Annotated in this window: 12 protein-coding genes; 4 read left to right on the top strand and 8 right to left on the bottom strand. The window is 47.4% G+C overall.

From position 1 onward, the window contains the following. Positions 1-45 precede the first annotated feature (45 nt). The 3 genes from AC1DVJ_RS28240 (at position 46) to kamA (ending at position 3,491) form a co-directional block, all read left to right on the top strand. Positions 46-1,494 (top strand): sigma-54 interaction domain-containing protein, encoded by a 1,449-nt coding sequence (locus AC1DVJ_RS28240; protein ID WP_477595735.1) that lies wholly within the window; start codon positions 46-48, stop codon positions 1,492-1,494. Between the two features lie 104 nt (positions 1,495-1,598). Beyond that, on the top strand, positions 1,599-2,018 hold the full coding sequence (locus AC1DVJ_RS28235) for a hypothetical protein (protein ID WP_477595733.1): 420 nt from the start codon (positions 1,599-1,601) through the stop codon (positions 2,016-2,018). Between the two features lie 78 nt (positions 2,019-2,096). Next, positions 2,097-3,491 carry a lysine 2,3-aminomutase gene (kamA, locus tag AC1DVJ_RS28230; RefSeq protein ID WP_477595731.1) on the top strand — a complete coding sequence of 465 codons (1,395 nt, stop codon included), beginning with the start codon at positions 2,097-2,099 and terminating at the stop codon, positions 3,489-3,491. 111 nt (positions 3,492-3,602) lie between these two features. Here the strand turns inward: kamA and AC1DVJ_RS28225 are convergent, their stop codons facing one another. The 7 genes from AC1DVJ_RS28225 to AC1DVJ_RS28195 are packed head-to-tail and all read right to left on the bottom strand — an operon-like array spanning position 3,603 to position 10,772. Beyond that, positions 3,603-5,021, bottom strand: a complete 1,419-nt coding sequence (locus AC1DVJ_RS28225; RefSeq protein WP_477595729.1) for an aldehyde dehydrogenase family protein — start codon at positions 5,019-5,021, stop codon at positions 3,603-3,605. A 42-nt stretch (positions 5,022-5,063) separates the two neighbouring features. Further along, on the bottom strand, positions 5,064-6,422 hold the full coding sequence (gene gabT, locus AC1DVJ_RS28220; RefSeq protein ID WP_477595727.1) for a 4-aminobutyrate--2-oxoglutarate transaminase: 1,359 nt from the start codon (positions 6,420-6,422) through the stop codon (positions 5,064-5,066). Positions 6,423-6,424: 2 nt separating this feature from the next. Continuing rightward, complete coding sequence (locus tag AC1DVJ_RS28215; RefSeq protein WP_477595725.1) at positions 6,425-7,714, bottom strand: peptidase; 1,290 nt, start codon at positions 7,712-7,714, stop codon at positions 6,425-6,427. 47 nt (positions 7,715-7,761) lie between these two features. Beyond that, on the bottom strand, positions 7,762-8,424 hold the full coding sequence (locus AC1DVJ_RS28210; protein ID WP_477595723.1) for a 3-oxoacid CoA-transferase subunit B: 663 nt from the start codon (positions 8,422-8,424) through the stop codon (positions 7,762-7,764). Further along, on the bottom strand, positions 8,391-9,119 hold the full coding sequence (locus tag AC1DVJ_RS28205; protein WP_477595721.1) for a CoA transferase subunit A: 729 nt from the start codon (positions 9,117-9,119) through the stop codon (positions 8,391-8,393). Before AC1DVJ_RS28205 ends, AC1DVJ_RS28210 begins: the two co-directional genes overlap by 34 nt. Continuing rightward, the gene (locus AC1DVJ_RS28200) at positions 9,119-10,474 is read right to left on the bottom strand and encodes an aspartate aminotransferase family protein (RefSeq protein ID WP_477595719.1); all 1,356 of its coding nucleotides are present in this window, start codon (positions 10,472-10,474) and stop codon (positions 9,119-9,121) included. Before AC1DVJ_RS28200 ends, AC1DVJ_RS28205 begins: the two co-directional genes overlap by 1 nt. Positions 10,475-10,508: 34 nt before the next feature. Further along, positions 10,509-10,772: a YokU family protein gene (locus AC1DVJ_RS28195; protein WP_477595717.1), complete on the bottom strand. Its 264-nt coding sequence runs from the start codon at positions 10,770-10,772 to the stop codon at positions 10,509-10,511. 187 nt (positions 10,773-10,959) lie between these two features. Between AC1DVJ_RS28195 and ablB the strand changes: the two genes are divergently transcribed. After that, positions 10,960-11,817 (top strand): putative beta-lysine N-acetyltransferase, encoded by an 858-nt coding sequence (gene ablB / locus AC1DVJ_RS28190; RefSeq protein WP_477595715.1) that lies wholly within the window; start codon positions 10,960-10,962, stop codon positions 11,815-11,817. Between the two features lie 24 nt (positions 11,818-11,841). Here the strand turns inward: ablB and rpoN are convergent, their stop codons facing one another. Next, positions 11,842-13,170 (bottom strand): RNA polymerase factor sigma-54, encoded by a 1,329-nt coding sequence (rpoN, locus tag AC1DVJ_RS28185; protein ID WP_477595713.1) that lies wholly within the window; start codon positions 13,168-13,170, stop codon positions 11,842-11,844. Positions 13,171-13,270: the final 100 nt, after the last annotated feature.

The raw sequence follows: 13,270 nt of genomic DNA, 5'->3' as shown, positions 1-13,270 counted from the left end.
GTTAATTGAACCAAAGAACCATTCTTCGTGAGGCGGGTGAACATAATGTCCAAGCAGAACGATCATGGGGATAAGTATTTTGAGAAAATGTTAACGATCATCGATGTCGGTGTTCACCTGATTGATAACAAGGGGATCACCATTTTTTATAATGAGAAGATGGCTGAAACAGATGGTTTTAAACGCGAACAAGTCGTGGGGAAAAACTTCTTCGAACTCTTTCCTTCTCTAACCAATGAAACGAGCACTTTCATGAAAGTACTGCAAACAGGGATAGAAATACGAGAGAAAATTCAGACCTATGTGAGTGTAACGGGGAAAAGGATAACGACGATAAATAGTACTTATCCGTTATTGGAAAATGGTGAAATCATCGGCGCCTTAGAGGTGGCCAAGGATATTACGAGCATTGTTCATCTCCACGACCAAATCCTAGATCTTAGGCATCAAATCTACGAATCTCCTTCGAAAGATAAGAAAAATACAAGCTCCGCTCGCTACCATTTCAGTGACTTAATCGGTCAAAGTGAATCCTTCCTGCAAACCATTGCCTTCGCTAAAAAGGCATCACGCACGAGCTCACCTATTGTCATATCAGGGCCTACCGGCACCGGTAAAGAATTGTTCGCACAAAGCATACACAATGCTGGAGCCCGTCGGAACAAACTATTTATTGCTCAGAATTGTGCGGCAGTCCCCAACGAGCTGATGGAAGGTATTATGTTCGGAACCGCAAGAGGCGCGTTTACCGGCGCAATTGATCGTGCAGGGTTATTTGAGCAAGCCAACGGGGGAACGCTTTTTCTGGATGAGTTAAATAGCTTGGATTTATTTCTACAAGCCAAATTATTGCGGGTGCTTCAAGACGGAATCGTTCGTCGAGTCGGGGGAACCCATGAACAGCAAGTCGATGTTCGCATCATTACCGCCATGAATATTGATCCGAAGGAAGCGTTAGCCAAAGGATTGCTGCGGAGCGATCTATTTTACCGGCTCAATGTCGTGAATTTGTACCTCTCCCCTCTCGTGCAAAGAAAGGAAGATATTCCGCTTCTCACATCCCACTTTATAGAAAAATTCAATCAGATGTTCGGTATGAGAATTATAGGTATTTCTCCATCCGCGTTGACATGTTTAATGAATTACCATTGGCCTGGAAATATACGGGAGTTAAGCCACGCCATCGAATCAACTTACAATATGATGGAACTGGAATGTGAAATGATTGAAGAGTCACATCTCCCTGCTTATTTCATGGGAAATCATCGTAGTACAACGTCGGCTTCACTTCGAACCGCGCAATGGACTGACGAGATTGAAACTTTCTCTACGGGTAGATTGACCGATAAAGTGAAGCAAATGGAAAAGGAAGCCATCACCGATGCGTTGGCCTTTCATCACTATAACATCACGCTTACAGCGCAAGCGCTAGGCATCAAGCGCCAGGCTTTACAATATAAGCTGAACCGCTACGGTATCGTCAGAAAGCCTTAGAAAACGACAACGACTTTCGAGCAACATCACTTCCTATTTCCTGTATGATATGAAAAAGTATTCATAGAGTGACTAGAATAGTGAGATTGTAAGGAGGAAGTCATGTGGCAAACCAAGTAATCAGTGATGAAGAATTGATGCTCCTGCTCTCCMCCATTTACCATTCAGATAACCATGAATCACAAGAGAAACCCAAGCTTACAATGAAATTACTATATGAACTTATTAAAAAGCTCAAAGAAGAGAATATGATGCTAACGAATCGTATGACGGAATATGAAAGACAAATAGATTTGCTGCTTGAAAGTAAAAATGAGATCGCAAGCACCTTAGAAGTGTCACTATGCCTAGAACATGGAAAATTAGCCGAAATTGAAATTGTCCCTAATTCCGCTACTTCAATGAATTATCTTGTGCCTCGCTCTGTACGTCATCCTGATCAGAAGAAAACGCCACTGTGGTTGTTATTATTGAAGTCGTCTTTCCGATTACTGTTTCGGCGGCGCAAGGGATATCTTTTTTAAAAACTAATTGGCTGAAATGTTGGCATCCTTCTTGCATCTTACTTCTAATGAGAAGACATCCATGTTGGAGGTGCAATGATGGAACGACGTGACTGGAAGCAAGTTGAGTTATGGAAAAACGTAACTGATGAGCAATGGAATGATTGGCTCTGGCAGCTGACCCATACCATACGTACCTTAGATGATTTGAAAAAGGTAGTGAATTTAACTCCTGAGGAAGAAGAAGGCGTTCGTATTTCAACGCAGACCATCCCCTTAAATATTACGCCATATTATGCATCTTTGATGAACCCAGATGACCCGCGATGCCCGATTCGCATGCAATCCGTCCCTATTTCCGCCGAATTATTGAAAACCAAATATGATCTTGAGGATCCCCTCTTTGAGGATGAAGATTCCCCTACGCCTGGATTAACACATCGTTATCCGGACAGGGTACTATTTTTGGTAACGAATCAATGTTCAATGTACTGCAGGTATTGTACGCGCCGCCGTTTTTCTGGTCAGGTAGGTATGGGAGTTCCCAAAAAACAATTGGATGATGCGATTACTTATATCCGCAATACGCCGGAGGTGCGGGACGTTCTTCTTTCAGGCGGGGATGGACTATTAATTAACGACAACATTTTGGAGTATATTTTGAAAAATCTGCGGGCGATTCCCCATGTCGAAATCATTCGAATCGGCACTAGGGCCCCTGTTGTGTTCCCACAGCGAATTACCGAACATTTGTGCAATATTATCAAAAAATATCATCCCGTTTGGTTGAATACGCATTTCAATCATCCCTTGGAAATCACGGAAGAAGCGAAAAAGTCCTGTGAAATGCTAGCCAATGCTGGCGTTCCGTTAGGCAATCAATCTGTGATCCTCGCCGGCATCAACGACAGCACCTATATTATGAAAAAGCTCATGCATGAGCTTGTTAAAATACGGGTTCGTCCTTATTACATTTATCAATGTGATTTATCCGAAGGCATCGGACATTTCCGTGCACCCGTTTCCAAAGGGCTTGAGATTATTGAAGCACTTCGCGGGCACACCTCAGGGTATGCTGTACCTACGTTTGTCGTCGATGCGCCAGGAGGCGGCGGGAAAATTGCGCTGCAACCTAACTATTTAATCTCACAAAGTCAAGATAAGGTCATTCTGCGCAATTACGAAGGTGTTATCGTGGGTTACCCCGAGCCGAAAAACTATATACCAGGCCGTGCAGACGATTATTTCAACGAAGTCTACGGTATCGAGAAACAACCAGAAAGTACGGGCATTATTTCACTCATGAAAGATGAAAAATTCAACTTAGTGCCAGAAAATTTGCGCCGAATCGGCAGAAGGAAGACCTATCAGGAAACTCCGGAACACATGTCGCTGAAGGATCGCCGACCGATGAGGGATGAAATGAAAGACAAATTGATGAAAGCGCAAAACAAGGAGAAAAAAGTGGGCTCATCGGAGATCCCCGTTGAATAGATGGATTCCCTGTTGGTGGAGTCGGCGAGAACGCATGTCACATATTAAAAGGCACCCATTCCCGGGTGCCTTTTTGCAATGCGATGTGATAACCTCGCTGATCATGTCCGCTTACTTTTTAAAACAAATCAATTTCAACTCCGTCAACTCACGTATGGCGTACTTGACACCCTCACGTCCAGTCCCGCTTTCCTTCACACCGCCATACGGCATATGGTCTACACGAAAGGTAGGAATATCATTGATCATGACGCCGCCTACCTCTAAGGCTTCCGCAGCGGCAAGAGCTGTTCGGATATTCTCTGTGTAAATGCCTGCTTGCAGACCATATTTGGAATCATTAACCAGCCGTATTGCCTCCTCGATCGACGAGACTTTATTGATCATCACGATGGGGGCAAATACTTCTTGGCACGATACGCTTGCGGACGAAGCAACATTCAGCAGGACCGTAGGATGAACGCTATTCCCTTCTCTTCTGTTACCTGTCGCGACACTCGCGCCAAGTTTTTCAGCTTCTGCGATCCACTGCATCGCACGATCAGCATCTCGCGAACCAATCAAAGCTGAAACATCCGTTGCGGTATCCGAAGGATCACCTACATGAAGCGACTCTGTCTGTGTTACAAATTTCCGGACAAATTCATTGAAAAGCTGCTCATGCACATAAATGCGCTGAAGCGAGATACACACCTGGCCGGCATAGGAAAAGGCGCCTGTGACTGCCCTTGCAATCATCGCATCCACATTAACCCCTTGATCCACGATGAGGGCCGAATTTGACCCTAATTCTAAAATCACCCTCTTCAAGCCTGCCTTATTACGGATGGCGATCCCAACTTCCGGACTTCCCGTAAAGGTCACGGCCTTAATTCTGGGATCCTTCACCAACAGATCGCCAATCACACTTCCACTGCCAGTAACTACGTTTAGTGCCCCTGCGGGAAGACCCGACTGCTGCAAAAGCTCCGCTAAAAACAATGCGGATAATGGCGTTTGGCCAGCTGGCTTCAGCACGATGGTGTTGCCAGCAGCGATAGCTGGACCTACCTTGTGCGCAACCAAATTCATCGGAAAGTTAAATGGTGTGATGGCCGCAACGACCCCTAATGGCTGATGAATCGTATAGGCAACACGGCCCTCGCCTCCGGGAGCCGCATCCATAGGGATCGATTCACCATGAATCCGCTTCGCTTCCTCAGCGGCAAATTTGTAGGTTGCGATCGTTCGCTCTACCTCTATTCTAGCCGTTGTTATCGGTTTAGCGGCTTCAAGCGCGATCAGACGCGCACATTCTTCCTTATTTTCGCGGATCAATGAAGCCAGTTTTTCCAGAATTGCTGCCCGTTCATGTGCCGGCATTCCCGCCATGACAGGTCTGGCTCTTTCAGCCGCTTCAATCGCTAGCTCCACTTCGGCTGACCCTGCATACGCCACCGCAGCAATTTGTTCACCGGTATAGGGTGAGATTAAAGGACGATACTGGCCCGCTTCCACCCATGCCCCATCGATAAATAGATGCTTTCTCATGCTGCAATTCCCCCGTCCTTCCGAGTAAATCTATGAGCGCTCTTACGATGTGAGACACGTTTTAATCGCCTGTTCGAGAACATCCAATCCTTCAGCAAGCTGCTCATCCGTAATGACCAATGGACTTAGAATACGAATTACATTACCGTAAATACCAGCCCCCATGACGATGACACCGCATTGATGCGCCTCCTGCAAGATCCGAGTCGTAAGCTCTTTATCTGGTCTTTTCGTCGCTATATCCTTCACGATCTCAATCGCACTCATTGCGCCTAATGTCCGCACTTCACCTATGCAACMTACTTCCTGCTGCAGCCGAAGGAATCGTTCACTTACTGCTGCCCCAATCCTACTTGCTCGTTCAGCAAGCCGATCCTTCTGCAACATATCAATGACTTGTAGAGCAGCTACACAACCGAGCGGGCTGCCTCCATAGGTACCACCAATCTCGCCTATTCCCGGTGCGTCCATGATCTCCGCTCGTCCAGTCACAGCACTAATCGGAAGCCCAGCGGCAATGGATTTGGACATGGTCATTAAATCCGGCACAACACCGAAGTGTTCCATCGCAAAGTTCTTCCCTGTCCTCCCGAATCCGGTCTGTACTTCGTCGGCAATAAGCAAAATACCGTATCTCTCGCATATCACCTTCACGCCTTGTACGAACTTGATGGAGGGAATCACAAATCCCCCTTCTCCTTGGACAGGTTCCATGATGATGGCTGCAACTTCTTCACCTGGGACCTCCGATAAAAAGAAATCCTCGAATTTCTGCAAAAGCTGATTATCTACTTCATCCTGCGTCATGCCGGAAGGAGCGCGATAGTAGTACGGATAGGGCATTTTGTACGTATCAGGCGCAAATGGGCCGAAGCCGTTCTTATAAGGCTTTACCTTGCTGGTTAAGGACATAGCCATATACGTTCTGCCATGAAAGCCGCGCTCGAAGGAAATTACCGCTCTGCGTCCTGTATATTTGCGAGCGATTTTCACCGCATTCTCAACGGCTTCGGCACCGCTGTTCAAGAAAAATGTTTTCTTCGGATGGTCCCCCGGTGTCATCGCATTCAGCTTCTCAGCTAACGCTACATAAGGCTCATACATCATGACATGAAAGCACGGATGCAGGTAGTGATCCAGCTGGGCCTTCAGCGCTTCCACGACTTTGGGAGGACAGTGGCCGACGTTTAAGGAGCCGATCGCACCAGCCAAATCGATAAACGTATTCCCATCAACATCCGTAAGCAGGGCTCCCTCCCCTTTAGCCGCAAAGGTTGGCACCGTATTGAAAGGACCTCTTGGAATACTCGCCATGCGCCTCTCTAGCAGGAGCTGAGCCTGTGGACCAGGGATCGGCGTCTTCATTTCAATGTACGTTGTCTTTTTTGAGTTTCGATCCATCCTTATGCCTCCATTCCCTCCAAACCACACCAGTGGATCAAGGTCAATGCGATGATTTCTGCTACCTCGAACACACGTTCCAGAACAATGTGCTCGTTCGGATAATGAGCGAGTTGTGTGATGCCTGGGCCGAAAATAATACAAGGCGTATCGCCAACCAACGTCAGCAAACCGCCATCTGTTCCCCAAGGCGAAGCTTCAATGACGGGTTCTTCTTGTCTGACCTCACGGAATTGTTGCATTAGCACCTGCATCAAGGCGTGCTCGGGATTAACACTGCCCGGAACCCACTGTGCACCGAACCATTCCACACGTGGCGGATGCTTCTCGAACCATGGGTCTTTTTCACTAAGACTTGCCAACCACAGGCGCATTTCTTCCTTAGCATCAGCAAGCTTCTCCTCAGGAGCAACGCCCATTCGTCCCTCCAGCTTCACCGTATCCGGGACTGACGATGGCCAATTACCACCTTGTATGACACCGATATTGATCGGGATTGGAATCGGATTATTGGCGTACAAGGGATCCGAGATCCGTGCATTTCTAAGCTCCTCAAGCTCCCGAATATGCTGGATCACAAGCATACTTTTCTCAATGGCACTAATGCCCTCATACCGCGTTCCGCCATGGGCCGCACGGCCCTCTACCTCAATTCGGAACCACATGGAGCCCTGTTGCTTCGGAAATATGCGCAAATTGGTTGGCTCGGGAATGAGAGCCGCATCGGCCTTATAACCTTTTACAATAGCAGCAAGTGTTCCAGCCCCTCCGCTTTCTTCCTCAATGACACTTTCAAAGATGACATCGCCTTGCAGCTTAATGCCAAGACTCTGAATAGCTTCTACAGCTATGAGAAGTGAGGCGGTGCCGCCTTTCATATCCGTTGCCCCGCGCCCATACAGCTTCCCTTCCACCACTTTGCCGCTATACGGATCATCTTGCCATTGCTCCCAATTCCCTTCTGGCACGACATCCATATGACCATTAAGTAGTAGTGAGCGCCCCCCTCCAGCACCTTTCAAGACGCCAACGACATTAGGACTGCCCGTAAACCGTTTCCGCGGGGAGCAAAAATAAGGATGCGCTTCCAGCGCCTCTCCATCCGGTTCCCACACATCAACGTCGAACGCTAATGTTCGTAATTTATCGGCAATTAGAAGCTGAGCTTCCTGCTCATTGCCTTGCGTGCTAGGCATTCTTACCAGCTTCTGTAGAAACTGAGTGCCATCAACGCGATGAAGCTTCATCCAGTCATGAATTTGCTTTTGCAGCTCAGTGTACCCATTAGGCAAAGGAATTCCCTCCTTCAGGCTTGAAAAAAAACCGCTTTAACTACCGGTTATGGGATATACGTAATGGTTTCCGGGACGAGTAATGCAGCCTCTGTATGACGGACAACGTCCTCAACTGTATAAGGCAGCATGACTTCTTTTAACAGCAGTCCTTGATCCGTTACCTCCATCACGGCCATTTCCGTAATAATCATTTTCACACAAGCTACTGCCGTTAGCGGCAAGTCGCATAGTTTTTTAACCTTAGATTCACCCTGCCGATTCACATGGTTCATCAGAACGATGACTTTTTTGGCTTTTTGCGCAAGCTCCATCGCTCCGCCGATCCCGGCCACTCGCTTCCCTGGCACGATCCAATTGGCCAAATCCCCTCGCTCACTCACCTCTAGCGCCMCTAGAATTGTGATATCGATACAGCCTCTGCGAATCATGGCAAAAGCAATAGCACTATCGCAATAGGAAGCACCACTTGTAATGGTGATGGGATATCCGCCTGCGTTGCAGAGGAATGCATCTTCCGCCCCCGGAAGCGGGCCGCCGCCTGCACCTAGAATCCCATTCTCCGCATGAAAAACGACATGTACGCCCTCAGGAACATAATCCGCAACCTTGGTCGGGATGCCGATTCCGAGATTGATCGCCATGCCGTTCTTTAGTTCTAGAGCAGCCCGCTTTGCTATTCGGTCGCGGGTTTCTTTTCCCATACCCATTCCCAAGTCACCCCTCTGCTCAAGATCACCATATCCACGAAAATGCCTGGTGTTACAATACTTTCGGGGTCCAGTTCGCCGAGCGGAACAATCTCGTCTACTTCGGCAATCGTTATCTTTCCAGCCATAGCAACAAGCGGATTTAGATTTCTGCCGCTTTTATCATAGATGAGATTGCCGTACGGATCTGCTTTTTTTGCATGTACAATGGCAACATCTGCCGTTAAGGCAGGCTCCACAAGATAAGTTTTCTCGTCGATGGAAACAGTTGCCTTTCCATGCTCCATGATCGTCCCAACGCCGACATCCACTAGGATTCCACCAAGTCCGACGCCGCCTGCACGAATTTTTTCACATAAGGTACCTTGCGGGAAAAAGACGACCTCCATAGTACCTTCTTCCATCATTTGACCCGCGTTAGGATTAGATCCGATATGGGACGCGATCACCTTCTTCACGCGGCCTGCCGTGATTAAACATCCAATGCCAATATGTGGAAATCCCGTATCATTACCAATGATCGTTAAATCTCCAACGCCTTTTTGTAAAATCCCCTCGATCAATGTTGGCGGCGTACCAATGCCCCCGAACCCGCCAAACATCAACGTACAACCATGGGTTATCGTTTGAAGCGCTTCTTCCAAGGTCTTAATCTTGCCGCCTACCTCCACATGTGTATTCTCTTGTGGCACCATCATATCCCCTCCGATGCGGTTCGGGTAACGACCTCAGCCATGACTTCTCGAATAGATTCATCCAAAATCCGCACAAGCTGGTCGATCTCCTCCTCGGTAATGACCAAAGGCGGTGCGACGATGATCGCATCCCCTTCCCCATCGACCGCGCCTGCCGCCGGGTAAACGAGAAGCCCCTTATCGAAGGCTCTCTCTATGATCCGCGACGTGACACCTGAACGATATGGAAATGGTCGTTTATCGACCCGATTCGAAACAAATTCCAAAGCTAGAAGAAGCCCTTGCCCCCGCACATCGCCGATGATCGCGATCCCGTCCGCCATTTGGCGCAGCTGGGCCAGCAAATAACGGCCTTTGATCTCAGCAGCACTGACTAACTGATGCTTCTCGATATACGTTAGCACCGCCAGTGAAACTGCCGCGGATTGCGGATTCGCACTGTAAGTGTGGCCAGACATGATACTTTTGGAGCCATTCAAAATAGGTTCCATCACATGATCTTTGACAAGCGCTGCTGCCATCGGTGTATAGCCGGCGCTCAAGCCTTTTCCCAGCGCCATTAAATCAGGTTCAACCTCATAGTGCTGCATGCCGAACATCGCTCCAGTCCGAGCAATTCCAGTCATGACCTCGTCGGCGATGAATAAGATCTCATTCTGTTCACAGATGGCTTTGATCTTCTTGTAATAGCCTTCGGGTGGAACAACAGCACCGCCTGCAGCGCCAATGATCGGCTCCGCGATGAACGCGGCGATATGATCCGCACCAATCCGCTTGATGGCGGTTTCCAAATCGTCCGCGCAAGCTAAGTTGCACGTTGGATAGGCTTTGCCCAGTGGGCAACGGTAACAGTAAGGCGGGGCGACGACCGGAAAGTCCTCTAATAAAGGAATAAATCGTCTTCTTCTCAGCACATGCCCCGACATTGAAAGAGCTCCGAGCGTGATCCCGTGATAGCTCATCCGCCTAGAGATCACTTTATTTTTGCCTAGACGTCCTTTCTCTTGCCAGTGTTGAATTGCAATTTTCATTGCCGTCTCGGTCGCCTCGGATCCGCTGTTCACGAAGAAGGTCCAGTAATCATTGCCAGGCGTCAATTCGCTTAACTTCGCTGCAAGTTTCTCTGCAGGTTCACTGGTAAATTGTGAACGATACACAAAAGATACCTTGTTCGCCTGTTCCAGCATCGCATCAATAATTTCTTGAACCCCATGCCCGATTCCGGCTGTCACAGCTCCTGAGGAACCGTCTAAATAGGCTTTGCCTTGATCATCGTAGAGATAAACGCCTTTTCCATATTGAATGGTKGGATAATGGTGATCCAAAACCGGCTTAATGACATGCTCCCGCTTCATAAGGCACCCCCCACAGATCACTGTCGCTAGGATTCTATTTAAGAAACATATTCTTTACCCGCGGAGCCTTCAACAGATCTGCATAGCGGAATGCAGTACCTAACGCAGATACATCATGCCAATAGAGGGTCTCTTCGATTTGCTGTGCGGTGGACTCCAGTACGTAAGTGCGGCAGTTCGAACATTCAATTGCGGGAACTTCCAAAATTTGAATGGCCAGTCTTCCATCCGGCATGATCCAGTAGCAATCTTTCACACTTTCACGGATATCTTCCGTTTCACACCACATGCAATTCATATGCGTGCGACCTCCCTCATAAGGTATAGAACATTCTTAGACCTATCTGGTTATGATGCAAAATAGATGCCATCTTTTCGCAATGGGTATTTGCACAGGTGCCAAGTAGTGCGTCTAGGAAGAGCTGCCAGACTTTTGGCAGTAGTTATTTTTTTGCAGCAAAATGAGGCTGTAAGGGGGATGCTAGATGCCAAATAATGTGCCGACCTATATGAATCAGGTTGAGTATGGCACCGATTATTCGATCATGTTTTGCCTTGATTTTATGAATAAAAGGTTGCGGGTGGATGACTATCAGGGACATGTAGATGTGATCTACTTGCGGGTAGTCGACATTGCCAAATCACATGCTTTGACCAAAGTGTTCATCAAATCACGAGAGGCTGACTGGCTGACTTTTTTATCGAAGGGCTGTATGCTGGAGGGAATTTATAAAGGATATTTTAACGGCAGCGACGCATACTGTATGGCCATGTATGATGACCTGGAGCGGCGGAACAGCGATTATTGGATGGAAGAAGATCTCATTCTTAAGCAGGTGCAAGCTCTCCCGCTCAAGCCGGACCGGCCAATTGTGCCAAGTAGCTTTACGATGCGCATAGCTCGATTAGAAGATGCTGAACAGCTCTCCAATTTATACAGCCACATTTTCCAAACGTACCCGACACCGATGAATGATCCGATATATGTCGAGAAAACCATGCACGAGGGAACCCTATATTATCTCGTCGAATCGGCGGATCAACTGATTAGCGCTGCCTCCGCAGAAATCAATTCGGTTTACGCGAATGCGGAAATGACGGATTGCGCCACCCTGCCCGCCTATCGCAATCAAGGACTCATGAGACTGCTCATGCATGCCTTGGAAGATGAATTAATCGCGCGGAAAATCACTTGCGCCTACTCCTTATCCAGAGCCCTTTCTTTCGGTATGAATGCCGTTTTCTATCAAATGGGCTACAGATATTACGGCAGACTTACGAAAAATTGTGATATTTACGATAAATATGAGGACATGAATTTATGGGCCAAATCGTTAAAGTGAGTCCGCGATCACCTTGTATTCCAACTATATGCGTTTCCTTCTCACAGAAGAAGAAATGCCAAGCTCTTCCCTATATTTGCTTACGGTCCGGCGAGATATGTGAATACCCTCCTGCCTCAAATGATCAGCCAGCTTTTGATCGGAATAAGGTTTGTCGTGGTTTTCGCCAGTTATCCATTCCTTTATTCTCACTTTCACACGTTCCGACGACGCGGCATCACCCATGTCCATGTGCAATCCGGAGGGAAAGAAGTACTTTAACTCATAGATGCCCCAAGGCGTTTGTGCGTACTTCCCAGCCGTAGCGCGACTGACCGTAGATTCATGCACACCCAGTTTATCAGCAATCTGTTTTAAGGTCATAGGTTTGAGATGAGCAGCGCCCTTCCAAAAAAAATCAACTTGCTCCTCCACTATCGCTTGCGTTACCCGGAAGATGGTCCTTCTCCTTTGCTCCAAGCACATTAAGAAGAACTTCGCGGCATGTAATTTGCCAGATAGGAACTTTGTCACTTCATTATTATCACTATTCTCCTTGACCATTCGTTCATAATAACCATTAACCGCAAGTCGGGACGACGTTGCTTGATGAAGCAGCACAACGAGCTGTTCGTCATCAGTCTTTTCGATGATGACCTCGGGAATGATATAGGGAACAGCTTCTATATGAAAKGCGGCACCGGGTCTAGGATTCAATCCTTTGATCACATCGATCGCAGTCTGAATTTCATGTGCGGCCACTTGCAGCATTGTCGATAATTTATGAATACGGTAATCAGCAACATCCTGTAGATGACTACGAATTAGAGCGGAGACTAAAGGAAAGCAATCCGACAAGGCCTGAACCTGAAGAAGCAGACATTCCCGTAAATTTCTTGCTCCAACGCCGCGGGGCTCAAAGCTCTGTAAAATCCTTAGTGCTCGCTCAGCTTGTGAAAGCTGAACCTTATAAACGTCAGAAATTTCGTTTAAGTTGGTTCCAAGATAGCCATTGTTGTCCAGATTTCCAATCATAAAGATGACCATTTTTCGAATCGTTGGCTGTATTTTTTTTACGAATCCTAACTGCTCCTTTAAATGTCTTTCCAGGGAAACCTCGTTAGCTGCGATGTAAAGTAAGGGGTCATACGTGTGATCTGTTCTGCCTATTCCACGAAAGAATTTAGGTGTGACGTTATACGCATCCCATTCGTTTCCGGCGAATTCCAATACCGGGTTCTCATTCATCTCCTGATGAACAACTTCCRGTAATTCTGGTGTCGAGAGACTTAGGAGCGTTATCGCTTTGCGCAGCTGGGGAGTCATACGCAATTTCACAGATTGTTGTTGGAACATTCCGTAGCCTGGGCGCATGGACATCACCCCTTTTCGTTGTTGCTTCTATATGTATTCAATGATGATACTTTTTAGCCAATTCTGTGTATATTGTCTCGGAAGTCGGACATAATAATTT

It is taken from the genome of Paenibacillus sp. P4_A9, from assembly GCF_056402415.1.
The sequence above is the reverse complement of the archived record's forward strand: the minus strand, read 5'-3'. Positions and strand labels throughout refer to the sequence as shown.

Bases quoted from the DNA above. Each gene is read 5' to 3' on its own strand.
- AC1DVJ_RS28240 (WP_477595735.1), top strand. From the start codon at position 46: ATGTCCAAGCAGAACGATCATGGGGATAAGTATTTTGAGAAAATGTTA.
- kamA (WP_477595731.1), top strand. From the start codon at position 2,097: ATGGAACGACGTGACTGGAAGCAAGTTGAGTTATGGAAAAACGTAACT.
- AC1DVJ_RS28225 (WP_477595729.1), bottom strand. From the start codon at position 5,021: ATGAGAAAGCATCTATTTATCGATGGGGCATGGGTGGAAGCGGGCCAG.
- AC1DVJ_RS28205 (WP_477595721.1), bottom strand. From the start codon at position 9,119: ATGGTGCCACAAGAGAATACACATGTGGAGGTAGGCGGCAAGATTAAG.
- AC1DVJ_RS28195 (WP_477595717.1), bottom strand. From the start codon at position 10,772: ATGAATTGCATGTGGTGTGAAACGGAAGATATCCGTGAAAGTGTGAAA.
- ablB (WP_477595715.1), top strand. From the start codon at position 10,960: ATGCCAAATAATGTGCCGACCTATATGAATCAGGTTGAGTATGGCACC.